Annotated in this window: 18 protein-coding genes and 1 pseudogene; 6 read left to right on the top strand and 13 right to left on the bottom strand. The window is 51.2% G+C overall.

Annotated features, from left to right (window positions below; translation table 11 throughout):
• Positions 1–4: 4 nt before the first annotated feature.
• Positions 5–379 (bottom strand): annotated as a pseudogene (locus FCL45_RS01870) (peroxiredoxin-like family protein); the annotation flags it as partial.
• Between the two features lie 542 nt (positions 380–921).
• Between FCL45_RS01870 and FCL45_RS01875 the strand changes: the two are divergent.
• Positions 922–1143, top strand: a complete 222-nt coding sequence (locus FCL45_RS01875; protein WP_136798668.1) for a Nif11-like leader peptide family natural product precursor — start codon at positions 922–924, stop codon at positions 1141–1143.
• 198 nt (positions 1144–1341) lie between these two features.
• Here FCL45_RS01875 and FCL45_RS01880 read toward each other — a convergent pair whose 3' ends face one another.
• The 12 genes from FCL45_RS01880 to trhA form a co-directional block, all read right to left on the bottom strand.
• The gene (locus tag FCL45_RS01880; RefSeq protein ID WP_136798669.1) at positions 1342–2349 is read right to left on the bottom strand and encodes an Ldh family oxidoreductase; all 1008 of its coding nucleotides are present in this window, start codon (positions 2347–2349) and stop codon (positions 1342–1344) included.
• 24 nt (positions 2350–2373) lie between these two features.
• On the bottom strand, positions 2374–2541 hold the full coding sequence (locus tag FCL45_RS01885; RefSeq protein WP_153305561.1) for a hypothetical protein: 168 nt from the start codon (positions 2539–2541) through the stop codon (positions 2374–2376).
• A 116-nt stretch (positions 2542–2657) separates the two neighbouring features.
• Positions 2658–3041 carry a YbaN family protein gene (locus tag FCL45_RS01890; protein ID WP_136798670.1) on the bottom strand — a complete coding sequence of 128 codons (384 nt, stop codon included), beginning with the start codon at positions 3039–3041 and terminating at the stop codon, positions 2658–2660.
• 169 nt (positions 3042–3210) lie between these two features.
• Positions 3211–5331 (bottom strand): polyphosphate kinase 1, encoded by a 2121-nt coding sequence (ppk1, locus tag FCL45_RS01895; protein WP_136798671.1) that lies wholly within the window; start codon positions 5329–5331, stop codon positions 3211–3213.
• Positions 5332–5473: 142 nt separating this feature from the next.
• On the bottom strand, positions 5474–6346 hold the full coding sequence (locus FCL45_RS01900) for a 4Fe-4S binding protein (RefSeq protein WP_228721430.1): 873 nt from the start codon (positions 6344–6346) through the stop codon (positions 5474–5476).
• Complete coding sequence (locus FCL45_RS01905) at positions 6347–6946, bottom strand: 4Fe-4S dicluster domain-containing protein (protein ID WP_136798672.1); 600 nt, start codon at positions 6944–6946, stop codon at positions 6347–6349.
• Positions 6943–7248 carry a chaperone NapD gene (locus FCL45_RS01910; protein WP_136798673.1) on the bottom strand — a complete coding sequence of 102 codons (306 nt, stop codon included), beginning with the start codon at positions 7246–7248 and terminating at the stop codon, positions 6943–6945. Before FCL45_RS01910 ends, FCL45_RS01905 begins: the two co-directional genes overlap by 4 nt.
• 110 nt (positions 7249–7358) lie before the next feature.
• Positions 7359–9746: a molybdopterin oxidoreductase family protein gene (locus FCL45_RS01915; protein WP_136798674.1), complete on the bottom strand. Its 2388-nt coding sequence runs from the start codon at positions 9744–9746 to the stop codon at positions 7359–7361.
• A 74-nt stretch (positions 9747–9820) separates the two neighbouring features.
• Entirely contained in the window at positions 9821–10204 is a 384-nt protein-coding gene (locus FCL45_RS01920; RefSeq protein ID WP_228721431.1) for a cytochrome c3 family protein, read from the bottom strand.
• A 275-nt stretch (positions 10205–10479) separates the two neighbouring features.
• Complete coding sequence (locus FCL45_RS01925) at positions 10480–11358, bottom strand: NAD(P)-dependent oxidoreductase (protein ID WP_136798675.1); 879 nt, start codon at positions 11356–11358, stop codon at positions 10480–10482.
• A 208-nt stretch (positions 11359–11566) separates the two neighbouring features.
• Positions 11567–12118, bottom strand: a complete 552-nt coding sequence (locus FCL45_RS01930; RefSeq protein ID WP_136798676.1) for a DUF4136 domain-containing protein — start codon at positions 12116–12118, stop codon at positions 11567–11569.
• 241 nt (positions 12119–12359) lie between these two features.
• Positions 12360–13022, bottom strand: coding sequence for a PAQR family membrane homeostasis protein TrhA (gene trhA / locus FCL45_RS01935; RefSeq protein ID WP_136798677.1), 663 nt, complete (start codon positions 13020–13022; stop codon positions 12360–12362).
• A gap of 382 nt (positions 13023–13404) precedes the next feature.
• Between trhA and FCL45_RS01940 the strand changes: the two genes are divergently transcribed.
• The 5 genes from FCL45_RS01940 (at position 13405) to FCL45_RS01960 (ending at position 20968) form a co-directional block, all read left to right on the top strand.
• On the top strand, positions 13405–15363 hold the full coding sequence (locus tag FCL45_RS01940; RefSeq protein WP_136798678.1) for an acetoacetate--CoA ligase: 1959 nt from the start codon (positions 13405–13407) through the stop codon (positions 15361–15363).
• A gap of 17 nt (positions 15364–15380) precedes the next feature.
• Complete coding sequence (locus FCL45_RS01945; protein WP_136798679.1) at positions 15381–15905, top strand: O-acetyl-ADP-ribose deacetylase; 525 nt, start codon at positions 15381–15383, stop codon at positions 15903–15905.
• 340 nt (positions 15906–16245) lie between these two features.
• Positions 16246–17568, top strand: coding sequence for a PqiA/YebS family transporter subunit (locus FCL45_RS01950; protein WP_167495833.1), 1323 nt, complete (start codon positions 16246–16248; stop codon positions 17566–17568).
• The gene (locus FCL45_RS01955) at positions 17520–20306 is read left to right on the top strand and encodes an MlaD family protein (RefSeq protein WP_136798681.1); all 2787 of its coding nucleotides are present in this window, start codon (positions 17520–17522) and stop codon (positions 20304–20306) included. The genes FCL45_RS01950 and FCL45_RS01955 overlap by 49 nt, the downstream gene beginning before the upstream one ends.
• 227 nt (positions 20307–20533) lie before the next feature.
• Positions 20534–20968 (top strand): universal stress protein, encoded by a 435-nt coding sequence (locus tag FCL45_RS01960; protein ID WP_136798682.1) that lies wholly within the window; start codon positions 20534–20536, stop codon positions 20966–20968.
• The last annotated feature ends 15 nt before the right edge of the window (positions 20969–20983 follow it).

The following is a 20983-nucleotide window of genomic DNA, read 5'->3' on the forward strand; positions in this document are numbered from 1 at the left end:
TTCTTCAGGCCGTTTGACCAAGAGTTTTCAACATCAGCTCAGGATCAGGATGATCACCCGCCTCCTTGCTTATATAGTGATAGATAACCTCGCCACCAGTGTTAACAATAGCGGCACCACCCAGCTGCAAGGCACTCCCCTGCAGTGAACCTGGAGAAAAACCAGCTTTAAGAGCAGAAAACGCACGGGAAAGAGGCTTCAACCCAAATACCTTGCTCACGCCACTCTGAAACTGGAAGAGCCGAAACGATTCCCTGTCCGGATCTGTGTAGAGCTCTCCTGTGTATCCTGTGGCTCTGCGTAACGCCGGGAAATGTGCGCTATCACCTGAACCGATTACTGCCAACCGCACCTTAAGTGTATCAAATTCCGCTTTTCTTTTTTCAAGTTCAGCGACCTGCTGACGACAAAAGACTCAGCCAAAATGGCGCACGAAAACCAAAACCGCCGTCCTCTCCTCCCAGAGGCTGTTCAGCTTTATTGGCTCCCCCTGCCCGGTATACAGCCGAATTGAATCTGTCTTTTCAGTGGAGAGGTTCTGGACATTCATGATTTCGCCTCCGGGAAGAGTATTGTTGGAGATTTCAGACCGTAATGGCGCAAGTCATTATCAGATCATACCACGTATATAATAATCATATAATTTTCAGGAGAAAGTGCATGTTCTGCTGCAACCCGAATGCTTGACGCCAACTGTATACTCTACTGCAATAGTGTCATATTATAACATTTTTGAGCTCTTCCCCCCGTGAACGTCTTCCGTAGCATCCGCTCCCTGCTTTTCAACCACCGGCCCTTCCTTGCAGAATTACCAAGGAATTGCTGACAAAATTGCCCTGGTTCTCTACCTGGCACGGCTGTTGCTTAATGTGAATCATAATCAGGTAAACAATTATTCCAGTCAGAACCAGTGAGGACGATATGGCAAAAGCACAAGTAGAAGAGTTGTTAATCGCAGGAGGAACGGATTCGAATTTGCGCATGAAGTATGATGCACTGAAAACGATGGATGATTTCCTGGCCGCCGCCGAGAGCGATGGTTACGAGTTCAGCGCCGATGAGCTGGAAGAAGTGCTGAGGGAGTCGGGTGACTCATTCGAATCCTTTGGAAATCCACCAAAGAGAATGATCTGGTGGTTTTAGCCCCCATTATTTCAACATGTACTCTGTTAGAACAGGCCACGAGAATTTACTGCGGAGAATTTCGTCCCAGTCCTGCCCGGGCTAATGGGAAATCGAAACCAGAAGTAAAAAAGCAGACAAAAACGGGGTTACCGGCAGTTCCGGCAACCCCGTTTTTGCTAAGACGATTTCAGCGCAAATATGACACCGCAGTCAAAGTTATGCTGCCGCCAGTTGTCTGAGCTGATTATACTCCGCCGGGTTAAGCTTAAGCCCTTGCTGCCGCGCCTCATCACGTAATCCAAGCCTTCTCTCACCGGGAAGCCTGGTATTGTCCTGGCCCAGGATCTCTGCAAACAGCGCTTCAATACGTGAATAAAACGCCTCGCCGGATAGTGGGCCGGGAAAAATTGCCATCAGCAATTGCCCCACGTTGGGCGGTTTGCCATCCGCCTCAAAGAATGAACTGGCCTCGTAGCCAAAATTGGATCCAGTCACCGCTGCCGCCAGAATCTCAACCATCAAAACCAGGGCTGCGCCCTTGGCATCTCCCATCGGCAACATGGTGCCGCCCAGTGCCCTGGCCGAATCGGTGGTCGGGTTGCCCTCCGAATCCAGCGCCCAGCCCTCCGGGATATCCCTGTTCTCTTTGCTCGCTACCATGATCTTGCCACGCGCCACCTTGCTTAACGCCAGATCAATCACCATCGGCTCACGATCTTTTCCCGGCACACCAAAAGCAATCGGGTTGGTTCCGAACAGGGCCTGACTGCCGCCCCAGGGGGCTATCGCCTTAGGCGTGTTCGCAAAGAGCAGACCCACGAGCCCTTCCCTGGCCAACTTCTCAACATGATATCCCGCAGCACCGCAGTGATGGGAGTTGGTTATTGCGGCCACAGCAACACCCATTTCAGGTGCAAGCGCTGTCAGCTCCGAAACAGCCAATTCCATGGCCGGGTAAGCAAAACCATTACCCGCATCCACCCGAACCGCTGCGCCGCGGACCCTGGTTGCCACCGGCTCCGCATTTCCATCTACTTTGCCGCTGGCAGCCTGACCGCAATAGGATACAAGGCGCGACAAGCCGTGGCCGCGCAGGCCATCCATCTCTGCTGCGATAAGTGCATCAGCTACTGCTTCTGCATTTATCCGGCTACTGTTATGGTGAACCAGTGCCTGAATTACAAGCTGCCTGATATCAGCTACCGGATACATCTTCTCGTCCATATTTCTTCCTGCCCTCTGTAGCGATCAATCCTCAATGTCGTAATCGCCTTTGCCGCAAATTGAACAACGCAGCACCTGGTCATGCTTTTCGAAGATATGCTCCCACTTCTTCTCTTCAATCATCTCACGCTCTTCTTCGTCACAATGGATGCAAATCCAGCGATCGCCTTTTTCTGTTTCATATAGATGCATTTCTTTCCTCTAATTTTTTATTATCAATATCTAGCACGATGATACGTGTACATCGCACCGAATTTTCAACCTTCGCCCCGGGCATCCTATTGTATTTTTTCGCCGATAGCTATAATTCACTCCCCGATTCGACTCAAACTGAGCAGGTACAATGTCACCGCCCCTCCCAGACTCACCAGCATTGCTCTCAGCCACCAGTGCGGAACCAGCAGGCAACTGATGGTGAGTCCCGCCCATAAAGTAATCAGCGCCCGTCGCAAAATCCTGCCTGAGATGCTCTTATCACGCAGGAAATTTCTGATGGTCTCACCAAATTGCGGATGCCTCAACAGCCAGCGCCGCAATTTCGGGGAGGAGCGAAAACTGAGGATTGTGGCCAGAATAAAAAAAGGCACAGTTGGCAGGACAGGCAGAAACACGCCAAGTACACCGAGCCCGATACAGGTATACGCTGCAGCAGCCGTGAGGTATCTGATAATGGGTCGGGAGATCTTTGTCATAACTGAAGACAGGGACACATGCCAACGCCGGGGCAATTGCAACCGGCCGGGTGAAATTTCAACAGCAGGCTGCCAGGAACAGGTTTATTCAAGGCGGATATTGCCTGAAACAGAATACAGATACATGAAAGCGTCGGCTTTTGCCAGCAAATAGGCCGGTAGCAATTGTTTATGCGCCAGTTGCCCGTCTCATAAACATCTCATGGGCAGAGCGTTTCTCCTCCCCTTTTGCCGGGACCCTCCTGCGATAACTGCCATCAGGATGCATATCCCAGGCGCTGCAGTTATCTTTCTTGAGTATATTCAGGATCTCATCGAGTTGTACCTTGAGGATACTATCTACAACGGGCACTATGGTTTCCATCCGTCTATTGAGGTTGCGACGCATCCAATCGGCTGAGCCGATGAAAAACTCAGGGTCTCCTCCATTTTCAAAACGATAAATGCGGGAGTGCTCCAGAAACCTGCCAATTGTTGAATAGACCCTGATATTATCCGATAACCCGGGAACTCCCGCACGCAAACAGCAAAGTCCCCGAATATTCAATTCAATCGGCACGCCGGCCGAACTCGCCATATACAACTCGCGAATCATATCGCAATCCTGCAATTGATTCATTTTCGCGAAAATACCGCAAGAGCGCCCACCCCTGGCATGGGCGACCTCCCTGTGGATCAGTTCCACGAAGCGCTCTCTCAGATTGTGTGGAGCCACCATCAACATATCATAACCATGAGATGATACCCCACCGGTAAGTTCATTGAATAGAGCGGCCACGTTTTCCCCGAGCAACCGATTACAGCTGAGAATACCAAGGTCTTCGTAAACTTTTGCGGTTTGCACATTGTAATTGCCAGTGGAGACATGGACATAACGACGAATACCGCTCTGCTCCTCACGAATTACCATGGCCAGCTTCACATGGGTCTTCAAACGTTCCATTCCATACACAACGTGAACTCCAGCCCTCTCCAGCTTCTTGCCCCAGGCGATATTCGGCGCTTCGTCAAAACGCGCGGTGATTTCCACCAACACTACAACCTGTTTCCCCCTGCCGGCGGCCTCCATCAGCGCCTGCATGATCGGCGAATCCTTGCTGGTCCGATAAATTGTCAGTTTAATGGCCAGAACCTTCGGGTCTGAGGCAGCGTAACGGATAAAGCGGAGGACTGAGGTGTCAAAACATTGGTATGGAAGGTGGACAAGGATATCGCCAGCCCGGATCTCCTGAAAAAAGGTCTCCGGATCATCCATGGCGGGATCAGCCAGGCGGGGGTGGGGAGTCGGGGTAAAAGGCGGGTCACGCAGGTCAGACCGCCCCTCCACATTGAACTTCATCAGGTCTGCTGTCGCCAGCAGTCCCTTGATTGCTATAATATCGTCAGGGTCCATCTGCAACTGACTCGCCAGCCATAATTGTAGATTTTCAGGCATATCTTCGCTTACCTGCAGAAGAGTAACACCGGCGAACTTTCTGTAGGTCAGTTCGGCGGTGACCATACCGATGATACAGCCTGGCTGCAATTCCTGCTCATGCTCATCCACATCAAGCCGCTCCCAGGGATTATCCTTTGCCGCCCGTATCACCCTGAAAAAATAGGTCTTCAGCTTTTTCCAGTCCGGGAAAAAACGGCAGACGTTGGCAGCGACAACCTGCTCAAGCGGTACAGCCACCTGGCTGCTGGCTCCAGCTGCCGGCAGTTTCACCCAGCGCGGCCGGTTGGCAGGTATCTTCAGGCGGACGAATTTGCCCCGTCCGCTTTTTTTGCCCTCACCGGTGACGGCTACATTCAAGCCCAGGTTGCTGATGAATGGGAATGGGTGACTGGCATCAACCGCCAGCGGGGTCAGGATGGGTTCGACCGCATCACGATAAAACCTGTCCGCATATCTCCTCTGTTCGACATCCAGATTCTCATAGTCGAGTAGCGCAATTCCCGCCTGGTTCATGGCTGGTCGCAGATGCGACTCCACCAGCCTGCCGACCTTATCGCTCTGCTGGCGCAACTCCTCCCGGCAGGCAATGATCTCTTCGCCGGGAGTACGCCCGCCATCGAGCACTTTGTTTGGTTTTCGTCTTTTTATGTTTCTCAGGCCACCCAGTCGTTTCATGGCAAATTCATCATGCAGCATCCCCATGATTCCTGCAAACTTCACTTTTTCAAGCAAGGGTAGGTCCGGGCTGGCCGTCAGCTCCAGCACTCGCAGGGCGAAGTTGAGCCAGCTCAGCTCCCTGCTGATGAAATATTTTGAATCCTTGACTGGAAGGGCTGCTCTGTTTTCTGTCATAACAGTTGCTCAAAGTTGTGGATTCTTGACCTGTTACCGTAGATGCCACCGTTGACACACATAATTTATTCAATCAAGACCTATACTTAAAACAATTTACGCTCTCTTTATCAGAAGAAGTGAAAAGCTGTAACAGTGACAATTACACATTTTCCCTACCCAGCCATCGAAAGTGCAGAGAACCATGGTTGCAGCTCTGGACACACTCTCCACAGTTCCAGCAATACGCTCCCGATGCTTCACCGAGACTGGGCCGAATGCCCATGGGGCAACTATAATCACAGATTTTACAGGCGGTGCAGCTCTCTTGCTCCCGAACAACCCTCAGGCGGCGACGAGTACCTATCAGCGCCAGTAGAGCTCCGAGCGGGCAAAAGCTGCGGCAATAACAGCGACGGGTAAAAAGCTCCAATGCCAGAACAATCAACAGGATCCCCCCTTCCAGTGCCAGCTTATGAAAAAAGACCAGCATCATCAGTTCGCGGCCGATAAGGCCGGGCGGAGAGAGAAATACAAAGAGCGGTGCCCCAAGAATGAGGCTGACCAGAATCTCCACAATCAGGGTGAACCAGAGCACTTTTTTGGCAACAACCAGTCGATTGTACAAAAAGCGTTGTTTAATGATTTTTCTGCGACCCAGCTCAATCAGCTCCAGAAAGAAGCTCACCGGGCAAAGCCATGAACAGAAGACCCGGCCAAGGCAGAGAGCGATCAATACCGGGATCAGCATACCTATCAGTGATGGCAGATAGATGCCCCTGGTAATAAGCAGCGATTCAAGCCCCTCCAGCGGTGATACAAACCAGAGATCACCGACTCCCAGGGACTGGTACCAACCCTGAATGAAATTGATATGGAAATGAAAATTCAGCAGCGGGTTCATTGCTATAAGTAAAAAGGCCAGCGTCAGAACCAGCAGCCTGAGCCTTCCCCACCTGAAACCTGCCCGTCTTTCCCCATGGTGGTGTTGCTTGATTTCAGTAGAAGACTCAACATCGCTCACCGGCTGCATCATCTACTCCCCCTCGGCCCCGGCATAGATGGGTTCGACATTGATCGCCTTGAACCCGTTGCCATCCGTCACCGGGCAGGCATGGGTGCAGAGGCCACATCCCGTACAATGGTTTTCGTCGACCACCGGGCGCAGTTGATCCAGCCGGATCGCTTTTTCCACATAAGGGCACTTGTCGTAACAGGTTCTGCAGAGACTCACCCCCGCATAGGTATAGCAGGTGAAGGTGTTAATCACCGCAAGCCCCATCCGGGTCTCCTGCTGGCGTATCGGCAGCAGGCTACCGGTGGGGCAGACCACAACGCATTTCATACAGAGATAACAGGGAATTTTTTCCGCCTCGACAAGTGGTGTGCCCGCATGGATCCCATGCCGGATATCAAGCATGATGATTGATCGATATGGACACACCTCAACGCACCGGCCACAGCGAATGCACCTGGCAGGAAATTGTTTCTCCGAGACAGCACCCGGCGGCCGCAACCGATTTGTCTGTACCGGGCTTGCAACCAGCCCGGCAGTGGCTGGCGATGTTGCGACAGCCTCTGTTGCGGCAGCGATAAGCCCCGAAACTATCAGACGAAAAAAATCACGCCGGGTCACGAGCCTTCATCAGAAGCCAGTTTAAAACCGAAGGGCCTGGCCAGACTCTCACCCTGTGCCAACTGCGCCGCCTCGTCTTCGGCGTTTAAATAGGTCATTCCCACGTTAAGAACATCCTCATTCCCGGTTATCAGCGCAATCACCTTTTCCATCTCTTCAGAAGTTGTGGTGTCGAGAACCGCCACTACATTGCCTGCCCTGTCGTGTCCGAAAATATCTACACTTTCAAGCTGCTGCAGTCTCTTCATTACTCTCCAGGTTCTCTCAGGAATACTGGAAATAACAACTCCGCTGATCGGCATAGCTTACCTCCGGCAAAAATTTTATGTATTCACCATGGCCTTGCCGCCTGAACTCCCGGTGGTCAATGCCTTTTGCTTCTCTATAGCTGCCACAGTCTCGGCCAGGTAACTCACGCGATATACGGCTTGAGCGGTTTCGGTCCCGAGACCCGTTTTACCTGTACTGCACAGATCTTGAACTCGGGTTCAAATGAACCTGGGTCATAGGCATCTTTAGTGACTTTGTTGATCATTCGATCCTGGTGCTGATCATGCCAATAGACGAAGACCATACCTTCAAGCGGGCCTTCATACACCTTGGCGGGCAACACATTTACCCCACGGCGTGATTTCACTTCCACCATATCACCGGGCTTGATACCAAGGCGGGCGGCGTCTTTCGGATTCACCTCGACGAAGGCATACGGGTTGGCCCTCAGCAGCTCAGGTACCCGGCCTGTCATTGACATGGTGTGCCAATGGTCAACGATACGCCCTGTGGAAAGATAGAAGGGATAGTCAGCATCCGGTGTTTCGGCCGGGTCTTCCTGCTCCCGCAGCCAGATCCAGAGCTTTCTATCTTTGTGCGCTTCCCCGTAGAACTGATACGGCTTGTCATCCTTTGCTTCCGTATCCGCCATCGGGTCACGCCCGCGCACAAATTTTTTCACCGTGCCGCCGGTACTGGCCCACGCTTCATCGGGTGCAGGCCACTGCACACCATCTGCCATTTTCGCAAGTACATCATACGTTGCTCCCCGCAGATCATTATCCCTGTGCGCCGTGAGCTTCTGGCTGTATTCATCCCAGATTGCCTTGGGCAGTTCGTAACCTTCTTCAAGGCCGTCAAAGCCTTCATAGCATTTCGCAATAACAGGATCGTCGAGCAGCTTGGCCAGCCTCTTGGCCCATTCCAGGACAATCCACACTTCCGGCTTAGCCCCGGCTGGTGAGTCTATGGCTTTTCTGGTCAACTGCGAACGCCGTTCGGTGCACCCGTAGACACCTGTTTTTTCGAAATGAAACGAAGTCGGCAGCAACAGGTTAGCCTTCTGGGTTGTCAGGGTTGGGAAGATATCAGTACAGACGATAAAAACATCCTCCCTGTCCATTCCCTTGTTATAGAGATTGCAGTTCGGCAAACTCTGTACCGGGCTGGTGCAGTTAATCCAGAGGGCTTTGATTTTTCCTTCGTTTACTGCCGAAAACATCGCCATGGTGTGCAGACCAGGTTTGGGTGGAATGCGCCCTTCCGGTACGCCCCAGAGTTTTTCCACCTCGTTACGGAGTTTGTCATTGCCGACACCGCGGTGCCCCGGCAGGATATGACACAATCCCCCACCCTCGCGCACACCGCCACAGGCGTTCGGTTGGCCGGTCAGGGAGAGACTGTCCGCCCCGTCCGTGCAGAGTTGTCCGGTCAGAATGTGGAGGTTATGAACCAGATTATTCGCCCACACTCCACGCTTACGCTGGTTGAGCCCCATGGTCCAGAGGCTGAGGGTGCCTTTGGAAGTGGCAAACCATCGCGCTGCCTGACGAAGCTCATCCTGGGTAAAGGCCTTGCCACACATCTCTACCACCTTGTCCGGGGTATATTGGGCTACCTGGCTGGCATATTCCTCAAAAGAGGCGTCCTCACCCTTACCTTTCTTGAAGCTGGTGTAATTGTCGAGAAACTCCTGGTCATACAACTTCTCTGCAATGATTACATTGGCCATGCCGTTTAACAGCGCCAGATCCGTGCCCGGATCAAACTGCAGATGCATATCTGCGATTCGTGAGGTCTGGGACAGCCTCGGATCGACGTTGATAATCTTGACCAGATCAGGATTATCCATCTTGCGCCGCATGATGCGCCTGAACAGCACCGGGTGCGCCTCCGCCGTGTTGGAACCGATAATAAAAAAGCAGTGCGCCTTCTCTATGTCGGAATAGCCACCAATCGGCTCATCCGCCCCGAATGAGGTCATATAGCCGCCAACGGCACTGGCCATGCAGAGCCGTGGATTCCCTTCCACATTGTTTGATTGCAGCCCGGCACGCATCACTTTCTGGAAGAAATAGGTCTCCTCTGTCAGGGCCTGGCCGGAGCCATAGTAGGCGACAGCCTCACCGCCTCCGGCCTTGTGGGCTTCGGCAAATTTCCCCGCAGCGATATCGAGGGCTTCATCCCAGCTGATCTCTTTGAATTTGTCGGTCTTCTTTTTTCGATACATTGGCTTTGTCAACCGATCAGGATGACGCATGCAGCGCCAGAAGTACATGCCCTTCATGCAGACATAGCCGAAGTTGGTACGTGAGTCCGTGATCCCCCGAACGCCAATCGGGTTACCATCTCTGACTCCCAGATCAACCCGGCAACCAACTCCGCAGAGCCTGCAACTGCCCGGGTGCCAGGTAACACCCTCGTCCGCCCTCACGCTATTCATGCTGTCGATTGGCAAACTCATTCCCACATAGGATGCAGCCGATAACGCTGCAGCCTTCTTGATGAAATCTCGTCTTGTCTGTGCCATCTGTTCGATCTCCAGGCTATCGGCCTCCAGCAAAGGCAGGTGTTGCCAGCCGGACCGTTTTCAACAGTTATCAGCTACTCCTGAACCTTGAAGGTATGGGGAATATGACACTCATAACATGGTGTGTCCGGCTCCTTTTCCAGCATATCCGCATGGCAGGTCGCACAGTTGTCTCGTTGCGGGCTCACCACAAAACTCTCGAAAGTGCCGTGGCAGAGATAACACTTGATCATCGCCACACCATGGACCGATTCATACCACTCTGCATACACACTGGGCGTTGCCTCACTATGGCAGTCAGCACAGTCGACATACTGTTCCTGCTCGCTCAATTCCGGATGTTGTTCCTGCTCGTGGCCAGCACCGAAAACAGCGAATGGCTGCGCCAAAAGAAACAGGCTCAAAAACAACAAGGCCGCCGAAAAGATAGCGATTCTCACCATGTCTTTTTTCACCATGACCTCCTCATTAAATTCAGCAAATTGACACCATCATGTTTGCACGACAACTGGCATCCGTTACGGCACATGATTCATTATATGCGCGGCGTTTTCTTTAATCCAGAAATGAGTTAGGGTCGGGGCGGAGCAGATAGAAGATAGGCTTTGAAAGGCAGTAAATACTTTGAATCAGATGGAATTGTCGCTAAAGCATAGAAGACAACAGACACTGTCGGCAAAAAAAGCTGCCGACAGTGCCTGAAGAGGTTGCAATTGTGACCTGTAGTGAACGATCAGCGATAGAGTTTAAACAGGGCCTGGGTTCCGTTATCCGCGCCACCCTCTTCAGCCAACTTCTGGTACAGCTGGCGGGCCAGTTTCAAGCCAGGCAGGTCGAGACCCATGGCATCTGCAGATTCAATGGCAATGGTCATGTCCTTGATGAAGTGCTTGACAAAAAAGCCCGGGGCATAGTCGCCATCGATAATTCGCGGGGCAAGGTTGGAAAGAGACCAGCTGCCGGCAGCACCCGTCTCGATACTCTTGAGCACATTTTTCGGATCAAGTCCTGATTTTTCCGCATAGGCAAGGGACTCGCAGATACCCATCATTCCGGCAGCGATGGCGATCTGGTTGCACATTTTAGTGTGCTGACCGCTGCCCGCTTTGCCTTGATAAACGATATTTTTGCCCATCAGCTCAAACAATGCCAGGACCGCTGCAAAAGCTGCCTCTTCACCTCCCACCATAATGGAGAGCCGTGCTTCGCGGGCACCGATATCTCCGCCGGAAACAGGAGCATCCAGGGAGTGAAGATTCTTTTTCTCAGCCTCAGCAAAAATGCGTGCCGCCAGATCTGGTCTGGAAGTGGTCATATCGACCACATAGCCGCCTTCTTTCATGTTGGCAAGAATTCCGCTCTCACCCAGATACACCTCTTCTACATCGGGCGGAAAACCGACAATGGTAAAAATCACCTGGCATTTTGCCGCAAGTGATGCCACTGAATCTTCCCAGACTGCACCTTCAGCCACCAAGTCTTCAGCTTTCGCCTTGGTGCGGGTATATATATGGGTGGTACAACCACCGTTCATTAAATGACGAGCCATGCTTTTGCCCATCACTCCGATGCCGATAAAACCTACGGTTGTCTGCTGTGGTTCCAATACCATGATGTCTCCTGATGGTTCCTGTCGATTGAGCTATTCAACCTGTTTCATAACGCTGTGACGCCGATATTTCTGCTGACTGCTCCTTGAGTCGTGCCACTTCCTTTCGGGCGGAATTTCGTCTCCAAGGACCTGGTAATACCAGCGAATTCAAAAAATAACAAACATTGCGGTACCCGGCAATAGCTGTCGTGCCGACTTCCAGGCATAATCAGATAGGCGGGTACTGGGACAAAATAGAGCTAACCATTTTGTTGACGAATTCTGTCGTCTTTTCGGGAGTGGGGTTGCTGCTGACGATCTCCGAGCCGGTACCACGCCAGATCAGGGCTCCGGTCCGGGCGTCATAAAAGTCGATTACCAGGATACCAACATCGTACTGGCGTATCATTCCACCCGTACCAAAAGCAACACCGCTGTAGCGGTAACTCCTGCCATAACCATAACCGACACTGGTAGAATACGGCTCGGACTGAATGCGTGTTTCAATCCGGTAATTATAGGTGACAAGAAAATCAGGAGCACCAGGGAAAAGCCCACGACCAGCAAGCCCGGCATTTATTGCCTGCTGAAAGCGCTCATGCAGCAAGGGGTTCTGAACCCGCATGTCTTCACTGGTAGAAGCTGCAGGCTGCTGCCAATGATAGCTGCGATATTGAGAAAAATTTGTACCAGGTTTGTAATCCTGATTGACCCGCACAGTGGAGCAACCTCCCAAGAGCAGAGCAAAGGCCGCTAAGCAGCAGACAAGCATGTTCTTCATATTCCCCTCCACACTATCTGGAAAATCTTTTGGGCAAAGCCTTTTAGCACTTTCAACACCGACACCGAACTTCTGCACATTTCCGCCTGCCACGTATCAACATTTTGCTTAAAAGAACCGGTCTTTCACTAGATGATAATTCTTTCTACAACTGGCCGCAATTGTCCGTGAAATCACGATACCATCTGACTCCGGGCAGATTCGCCGTTCCGCTACTATTCAGGGGAGACAACCACCCGCATCAGCCGCGAATTGGTATCACATAGAGCAATATTGCAAAATAGTGAAAGATGGTACCTGCCAGCACAAAAAGATGCCAGATAGCATGATTGAATGGGATTGACTGCTTGATATAGAACGGTACGCCAAGGGTATAGCAGAGCCCTCCGATCAACAACAGCCACAAGCCCCCGGCATCTACCGCAGAAAGCATCGGTTTAACGGCAATAACCACTGCCCAGCCCATGGCTATATAGAGAGCTATGGTGATCCAGCGCAGTCTTTTGGTTAAAAAAATCTCCAGAATGATGCCACAAACCGCAAGCCCCCAGATTGTGCCGAAGAGCGACCATCCCCAGGGCCCACGTAAACTGACCAGGGTAAAAGGGGTATATGTTCCCGCAATCAGGAGGAAGATTGCAGAATGATCAAGAATTCTGAAAATTTCCTTGGCGCTCCTCGATTGAACCGAGTGATAAAGCGTTGAGGCAGTATAGAGCAGGATCATGGTCCCACCGAATACGCTGCAGGCAACAATATGCCATACGGTGCCATGGAGGCTGGCAAAAGCTGTCATTACCGCGAGACCGGCAATGGCCAGAAGGGCACCAATACCATGGATGACAGAGTTAGCGATCTCTTCCGGCATACTGTAACGCGGTAAAATCGCCGTTTTGGTTTTCATAATATATCCAGAAATATATAGGTTATCAGCAGCATACGAATTATTGCCGCCAGAATACTTCGTTTCGATCAGTCCATAGTACGCTTTAATTCTGAACGCGCCAATAATTTCCGTACAACAATCTGCGTTTCAGGCCAATGCCGGACCCCTCTGCCTATTTCCGGAACAGACCCTCTAGCCAACGAAACGACCTACCAACCTGATATATATCATATATCTATAGAAATGAGAGAACAATGCAGTTCAGACACTGCAACATTCATTTTCCATCATTACCGATATTTCCACACTGTTCAACAACACCTTTTTTATGTTATTGTATTGACATTATCTGCAGTTGTTTGCGCAATGATAACCCGCTCTTTTTTACCTGGGATAGTACATGACACAATCCAAACCTCTCTGGGTTCCGGATCGCGAAAGAACTGAAAACAGTCTGCTCAAAGCCTTCATGCGATTTGTCGGCCAACAGCTCGGTGCACCAATTGAAGACTACTCAAGGCTCTATGACTGGTCAATTTCCGACTCGCCGGCATTCTGGTCGGCCTTGTGGGACTTTTGCGGTGTGATTGGTGACAAGGGTGTAAAAATTCTCGACCGTGGTAACGAGATTGAGCGGGCATGCTGGTTCAGTGATGCAAAACTTAACTTTGCTGAAAACCTGTTGAAAAGACGAGACGATGAGCCTGCCCTTATCTTTTACGCAGAAGACAAGGTGCACTACAACCTCAGTTTCAATGAGCTGTATAACCAGACTGCCGCTATGGCCGCCTGGCTGAAATCAATCGGTATTGAACCTGGCGACAGGGTCGCCGCATATCTGCCGAACATGCCGGAGACGGTGGTCGCCATGCTGGCGGCAACCAGTATCGGAGCAATCTGGAGCTCAACTTCGCCCGATTTCGGCTTCGAGAGCGTAGTGGACCGCTTTGGCCAGATAGAACCCAAGGTGCTTTTTCGGGTTGATGGATATTTTTACAACGGCAAAACCATTGATCTGGGTGAGCGCGGGGAACGTATCATCCAGGCCTTACCTTCGATAGCGCATGATGTGCTGGTGCCGCTGCTGAAGAGGTCTTCTGAATCATCGCGCCCATGTCCTGCATCCACCGAGAAGTGGGGAGAGCTCCTTGAACGATTTGCGGGCAGTGAGTTGCAGTTCGAACGTCGGCCCTTCAACATCCCGTTGTGCATTCTCTACTCTTCCGGAACCACCGGAAAACCGAAATGCATAACCCATAAGGCCGGCGGTGTATTGCTGCAGCATTTGAAGGAGCATCAGCTTCATTGCGATATACAGCCAGGTGACCGTGTTTTTTACTTTACGACCTGTGGCTGGATGATGTGGAACTGGCTGGTAAGCGCACTTGGTTCCGAGGCTTCGCTCGTTCTCTATGATGGTTCTCCATTCTCACCGGATAACGAGATACTTTGGCGATTGGCCGAAAAAGAGAGCATTACTCTTTTTGGAACGTCTGCCAAGTATATAGATACCATGAAAAAGTTGGAGATGGTGCCGGTGGAGCGCGTTCACCTCCCCTCCCTGCGAACGCTTTGCTCCACCGGCTCCGTCCTCACTCCGGAAAGTTTTGACTATGTATATGAGTCAATAAAAAGAGATATTTGCCTTTCTTCAATATCAGGGGGCACCGACATCATTTCCTGCTTTGTGCTCGGCAATCCGATCTTGCCTGTATATCGTGGAGAATGTCAATGCCGCGGCCTTGGTATGGCCGTTCAGGTATACAATGCAGAAGGAGAAGCTGTGGTGAACGAAAAGGGCGAGCTGGTTTGTACCCGAACATTTCCCTCTCAGCCCGTATACTTCTGGAATGACCGTAACGGCAACAAATATCACAATGCATATTTCGCCAGGTTTCAAAATGTATGGTATCACGGAGACTATGTCAAACTGACTCCCAACGGCGGTGTGATCATATACGGCCGCTCCGATGCCACACTGAACCCTGGCGGCGTGCGTATCGGCACCGCAGAAATTTACAGATATGTAGAAGACTTGGATGAAGTTGCCGAGTCAATAGTTGTGGCCCAGGACTGGCAGAACGACCAGCGCATAATCCTCTTCGTGGTACTGCGGAACGGTACTGAACTCACTGACAAATTGACCGAAAAAATAAAAACAACCCTGCGGGAAAAATGCAGCCCCCGTCACGTGCCTGCCAAAGTGGTGCAAATTGATGAGATCCCAAGAACAAAATCTGGTAAAATAGTTGAACTCGCTGTTCGGGAGATTATTCATAACCGGGATGTGAAGAACATCGGCTCACTGGCCAACCCTGAAGCCCTGGAAGCATTCAGGGATATTCCTGAACTCAGGTAATTCATCCAGGAGTTTTTATGCTGAGAATTGCCGTAGAACTAATCGATATAACCCAGCTTGGTGTGGACGCGATTGTCAATGCTGCCAATAACAGCCTGATGGGCGGTGGCGGAGTTGACGGAGCCATCCATAAGGCAGCAGGTCCCGATTTGCTTGCTGAATGCATTGAAATCGGAGGCTGCGAAACAGGTTCGGCGGTCATCACCGGCGGTTATAATCTGCCGGCAAAATTCATTATTCATACAGTCGGCCCGATCTGGCGGGGTGGTCATCAAAAAGAAGAGAAACTACTCGCCTCCTGTTATCGCTCCTGTATGGAACTGGCAATCGCCAACTCCATTCACTCCATCGCCTTTCCAGCTATAAGTTGCGGAGTCTATGGTTTTCCCATCCGGCGTGCCTGTGAGATCGCCTTCAGGGAAGTCAGCACAATGCTCGACTCCCACGGTTCCATCCGCAGGGTAATTTTTGCCTGTTTCGATAACACTGTCTATCATGAGTTGAGTAAACAACTCGCTAAACTGGAAGCACGGGGACATTAATACAGCTGTATCGAATAACCAGCGTGCACTAAAACCCTGGCTCCCCGGAGATCTCCTTACTCACAACTCATCCCCGGCACTCAGCTCCCGGGAATTGCCTGCAGACCTGCAGTCGCATAACATTATAGGGTTATATTCTTCAGGTTCCGTATCTATTTCTGGGCCATTGCCCCTTTTCTATGGCAAATTACTACAACCCTCTTAAAATAACAGTCCATACTCCAAGCCGGAATGCCTGAAATACTAAGCGCTCATGGCATCCCGCCCGCAGTTTTCTCCATTATGGCCGACTCGATCCTGGCCATATCCGGAGCCGACCATCCATGAGGTTGTTTTTGTTATGATTTCAAGTCCGACACCTAATGTTTCAGCCTGCCCGCAATGCGATATCCTGCTCCAGCACCATGAAACGCCGGACCACCACGCCTCAGTCTGCCCGCGCTGTGGGTTTGTGATGAGAAATAACCGGCCGGGAACGGTGGATAAGGTTCTGGCGCTCAGCATTACCGGCCTGCTGGTCTACCTGCCCGCTATTCTGCTGCCGCTGATCACCCTTGAAAAGCTTGGTATGAGTGACAAGGCCAATGTGGTTGACACTGTACTCCAGTTCTTTGCCAACAAATATTATTTCGTCTCCTTCATGACGCTCGTCTCCACAATAGTTTTCCCACTGATGCTACTGCTGCTCACCTTTATCATCAGCCTGCAGTTAAAACGCAATCATCCCTCGAAGATGCTGGCCAGGCTGTTTCGTGCGTATTGTCATCTCGAGGAATGGGCCATGGTTGAGGTTTTCCTGCTGGCCATCCTTATTTCGATCTTTAAAATGATTCACACGGCAAATATTGTGTTTAATGCCGGACTGTTCTGCTTCATTGCCCTGGTATTCGTCACCTTTGGAATTTGCGTCGTACTGGATAAGGTTCGCTACTGGGAATTGCTGGACCCGACAGAAACAGCCCCAGCCACATTACTCGTTAAAGAAAATCAGCGGCTTGATAAGCAGCCGGAACTTACAGCAGCTCAGGCCGGTTTCGCCCTCTGCCTTACCTGCCATAAGCTCCTGCCAACAACGAATAGGTCTACAGAATTCTCCGGCCAGTGCAGTCGTTGCGGCGAGAAAGTTCATCTTCGCAAACCCGGTGCCATGTCACGTACCCTTGCCCTGGTGATTACCTCGACTCTGCTCTTGCTCCCGGCCAATCTGTTGCCGATTATGCAGGTTGATTTTCTCGGCGTGCCCGATCGATCCACCATTCTGGATGGCATCCTCTATTTTCTTAAGACCGGCTCCTACCTGATCGGTATCATTATCATGGTTGCCTCCATATTCGTGCCGCTTTTCAAGGTGGTTGGCCTCTCCATACTGCTCTGTTCCGCCCATTTCGGCATGCCCTATTTTCTTCGACAGAAATCGAAAATGTTTCGCATAATCTCCTTTATAGGTAGGTGGTCCATGCTTGATATTTTCGTGATAGCGCTGTTGATTTCCTTGGTGGACTTTGGTTTTTTCACCTCTATTCACGTTGCCCCGGCCTCAACATTCTTCTGTATGGCTGTAGCCACAACCATGCTCGCCGCCATCACTTTCGACCCACGGATTCTCTGGGACAAATGCAGCCCGGGCTCCGCGACGAACAACTCCAATACACTGAACCAATGACCGATACCAGTCAAAATCCGGATAATGAACTATCCCCGCATCCCCAGATTGCCCAGCCAGAAATCAGGGGCAACAAGGGCATTTCCGTTCTCTGGACCTTGCCGTTGCTGGCACTCGTAATCTGCGGCTGGCTGCTCTATCAGGCTATTACCAACGCAGGGATTGAGGTTACTGTCTATTTTGACGACGCGACGGGAATCACTTCAGGAAAAACCCAGGTCATGAACAAAGGCATCCCTGTCGGCCTGGTTAAAAACCTGCAACCCGACATCAGGAAGAACAAGGTGAAGGCCACCATTGTCATGGACAAGTCCATGGCCGAAAGTTTAGTGGAGGACACCCTGTTCTGGATAGTCAGCCCAGAACTTTCGGCAGCAAGCATCAGGGGGCTGGATACTATCGTATCGGGGGCTTATATAGCCATAAGGCAAGGTGTCTCGGACCGGGAGCAACGTGTCTATAACGGCCTGGATTCCGCTCCGCCGGTAGGCCCGGAAGCCCCGGGGCTCCATCTCACACTGAAAGCAGACGAACTCGGTTCTATCCAGAAATCCACTGGAATTTATTATAAGAACATTGAAATAGGCAAGGTTCAGGGCTATGAGCTCGCCTACGATAAGACCATCCTGATTCATGTTTACATCACTCCCGAATACAGTGATCTGATACATACCGAGAGCCGCTTCTGCAATGCCAGCGGATTCTCTGTTTCCGGCGAACTGCCAAATATAAAAGTTCAGATGGAATCCCTTTCCGCTCTGCTGCGCGGCGGCATTCTGGTGCACACCCCCAAGGAGCTGAGCACAAGCCCCGCCGCAACAAATGGCTCCGAGTTCAAGTTATACAAAAACTTTGAGGATGCGGACTATGGTATACCAATGACGATGCAGCTTGCTTCCGGCAGCGGTATTGTCGAAGGCTCCACCAAAATTGTCTACCGTGGCATTGATGCGGGGTTTGTTAAAGATATTCTTATCAATAACGATGAAAACAAATCCGTGACCGCAAATATTCTACTGGACCCCAGAGCGGAATTTATTCTCCGCGAGAACACAACCTTCTGGATCGTTAACCCATCCATCAGTGCCAGCGGCGTCAAAAATTTCAGAAACTTTCTTACCGGGTCACACATCACCTTTAAACCCGGTGATGGTGATTTCAAGAATCACTTCACCATTCTCCCCGAACCACCGCCCCAGACACCACTCAGACCCGGCAGCCATGTACAGCTCAAATCATCCAACGGTGTAAATCTCAGCAATGGTACCGCAGTCTACTACAAGGAAATCAAGGTTGGCGAGGTTGTTTCCGTGTCTCTCGAACCCGACTCCGATGAAGTTCTGCTCACCCTTTTCCTCTATGAACCTTACGGAAAACTCGTCTTCGACTCCAGTATCTTCTGGTTGCAAAGTGGTGTCGACATAGAGGCCGGAATCAATGGTCTCAAGGTTGATACAGGCCCGCTGACCCGGATATTGAGCGGCGGGGTTGTCTTCACCACGCCCGACAGAGATGGAACAGAATTAAACGAAACCGAATTGCAGGATAAAGTTTTCAGGCTTTATGGGAATTACGATAGTGCCGTCGCAGCCACTCCAGCCTTACAGCCGGCGGGCGTGCAGTTTCAGCTTATTACCGACGACGCGTCCAGCCTCAGTCCCGGCACCCCGGTACTGAACAAGAGTCTGAAAATAGGGCATATCACCGGCTTCAGCTTTACCCGGGATCAAGAATCCGTACTCATCGACTGTTTTGTGCAGGACCAGTACCGCCATCTCATTCACGACAGCACCAGATTTTATAAGACAGGCTCTGTTGAGATGAGTGGTGGCCTCGGCGGGCTTGATCTGAAATTCGGCTCTCTTGAGTCAATATTCAAGGGTGGTATTAACACCATCACCACCCCTGGCAATGAAGCCGACAGTACCGCCGGCAAATTGCAGCAGCCCCTGCCCCTTTATGCTGATTTCGACTCCGCCCTGCACGCCGGAGACAGGACCATAACCGTCAGATTTGAAGAAGGTATCAGTATAGAAGAAGGGTCCCAGGTACGCTATAAGGGTGTTCCTGTCGGCCAGGTCACCAGGATACGTTTTGGTGAAGATCTGCAATCGGTGGATGTCGAGTTCAGGATTGAGCCCGGGGTCGCCCCACTTTTCAAGACTACCACCCGGATCTGGCAGGTTACCCCGGAGATTTCACTCGCCGGTATCAAGAACATCGAGACAGCCATCACTGGCGCGTACCTGACATTTCTTCCCGGTGCCGGTAAGCCTACACGGAGGTTCACCGGCCTCTCCCAGCCACCGCAGCCCGGTTATCTGGAAGACGATAGCCTGCAACTCATCCTCGAGGCATCACATCTCGGTTCACTCTCCATGGGGTCCCCGCTCTACTATCGCGATCTGAAGGTTGGCGAAGTAACCGGCTTTGAGCTCTCACCCTCTTTTCGTATTGTCTATGTTTTCATTCGCATCGAGCCAAGATACGCTGCCATCGTCCGGGAAAACAGCAAGTTCTGGAATGTGAGTGGCGCCAGGGTGACAGGCGGTATTTTCTCCGGCATTACCGTCTCAACCGGCTCAGTTGAAGCTATCGTCCGCGGTGGCATTAATATCGCGACACCGATAAATGAGCCCGCGCAAAAAGCCGTGGAGAAAGGACACAAATTTTTGCTCCATGATGAAGCGGATCCTGAATGGCTGGACTGGACGTCAAAAATGAATAGCCGACAATAGCTTTAAAGCCTTAGCCAACAACACCCCGGTGGTCGAGACAAAGTCCATTGTTTTCGGCCGCGGGTTTTCAGGAATTGTGGGCTGTCATCCCCCTAATCTTTCGAAAAAGCGGTTCATCATCAATCCCCTTGGAAACACCCCGCTATTCTGATACGATTTTAACATAAACCGTTGTGCTCTCGTGCCCGATATTCCTGAAAACTCTTCCACACATGCCGGAGGGGCTTATGCGTATCACCAAAATATTCGTTCCGCTCGACCTTGATCAGAATTCTCAAAACATAGTAGATTACGCGCTGTTTGTCGCCCGAACCTTCGATGCCGAGGTAGTTTTTTTCCATGCCGTTGAATTTACCACCAGCGGAGAAATGGCTCTCGGCAACCTGGCCTATGATGACATCAACACCACACGGCTTGAAGCCGTTAGAGAGCAACTCGCTAAAATAACCAGAAATGCTCATGATAAATGCAAAAAATGTTCGTATCATGCCCTCATAGGGGATGTAGTCGATGAAATCCTCGATTATGCCCAAAAAGAGCAGGCCGATATTATCATCATGGGAACCCGCAGTAAACGCGGTATTAAAAAGGTCCTGCTCGGCAGCGTAGCTGAACGTGTACTGAAAAAAGCCCACTGCCCGGTCATGGTGGTAAAACCCTAGAAGTGATCCCCGGGG

The organism is Desulfosediminicola ganghwensis (assembly GCF_005116675.2).
Classification (GTDB): Bacteria; Desulfobacterota; Desulfobulbia; order Desulfobulbales; family Desulfocapsaceae; genus Desulfopila; species Desulfopila ganghwensis.

Excerpts from the sequence above, each read along its gene's own strand:
- FCL45_RS01930 (WP_136798676.1), bottom strand. The coding sequence starts at position 12,118 with ATGAAGAACATGCTTGTCTGCTGCTTAGCGGCCTTTGCTCTGCTCTTG.
- trhA (WP_136798677.1), bottom strand. The coding sequence starts at position 13,022 with ATGAAAACCAAAACGGCGATTTTACCGCGTTACAGTATGCCGGAAGAG.
- FCL45_RS01910 (WP_136798673.1), bottom strand. The coding sequence starts at position 7,248 with ATGCCGATCAGCGGAGTTGTTATTTCCAGTATTCCTGAGAGAACCTGG.
- FCL45_RS01940 (WP_136798678.1), top strand. The coding sequence starts at position 13,405 with ATGACACAATCCAAACCTCTCTGGGTTCCGGATCGCGAAAGAACTGAA.
- FCL45_RS01920 (WP_228721431.1), bottom strand. The coding sequence starts at position 10,204 with ATGGTGAAAAAAGACATGGTGAGAATCGCTATCTTTTCGGCGGCCTTG.
- FCL45_RS01925 (WP_136798675.1), bottom strand. The coding sequence starts at position 11,358 with ATGGTATTGGAACCACAGCAGACAACCGTAGGTTTTATCGGCATCGGA.
- ppk1 (WP_136798671.1), bottom strand. The coding sequence starts at position 5,331 with ATGACAGAAAACAGAGCAGCCCTTCCAGTCAAGGATTCAAAATATTTC.
- FCL45_RS01875 (WP_136798668.1), top strand. The coding sequence starts at position 922 with ATGGCAAAAGCACAAGTAGAAGAGTTGTTAATCGCAGGAGGAACGGAT.
- FCL45_RS01955 (WP_136798681.1), top strand. The coding sequence starts at position 17,520 with ATGCAGCCCGGGCTCCGCGACGAACAACTCCAATACACTGAACCAATG.
- FCL45_RS01945 (WP_136798679.1), top strand. The coding sequence starts at position 15,381 with ATGCTGAGAATTGCCGTAGAACTAATCGATATAACCCAGCTTGGTGTG.
- FCL45_RS01890 (WP_136798670.1), bottom strand. The coding sequence starts at position 3,041 with ATGACAAAGATCTCCCGACCCATTATCAGATACCTCACGGCTGCTGCA.
- FCL45_RS01900 (WP_228721430.1), bottom strand. The coding sequence starts at position 6,346 with ATGATGCAGCCGGTGAGCGATGTTGAGTCTTCTACTGAAATCAAGCAA.
- FCL45_RS01960 (WP_136798682.1), top strand. The coding sequence starts at position 20,534 with ATGCGTATCACCAAAATATTCGTTCCGCTCGACCTTGATCAGAATTCT.
- FCL45_RS01885 (WP_153305561.1), bottom strand. The coding sequence starts at position 2,541 with ATGCATCTATATGAAACAGAAAAAGGCGATCGCTGGATTTGCATCCAT.
- FCL45_RS01880 (WP_136798669.1), bottom strand. The coding sequence starts at position 2,349 with ATGGACGAGAAGATGTATCCGGTAGCTGATATCAGGCAGCTTGTAATT.
- FCL45_RS01950 (WP_167495833.1), top strand. The coding sequence starts at position 16,246 with ATGATTTCAAGTCCGACACCTAATGTTTCAGCCTGCCCGCAATGCGAT.
- FCL45_RS01915 (WP_136798674.1), bottom strand. The coding sequence starts at position 9,746 with ATGGCACAGACAAGACGAGATTTCATCAAGAAGGCTGCAGCGTTATCG.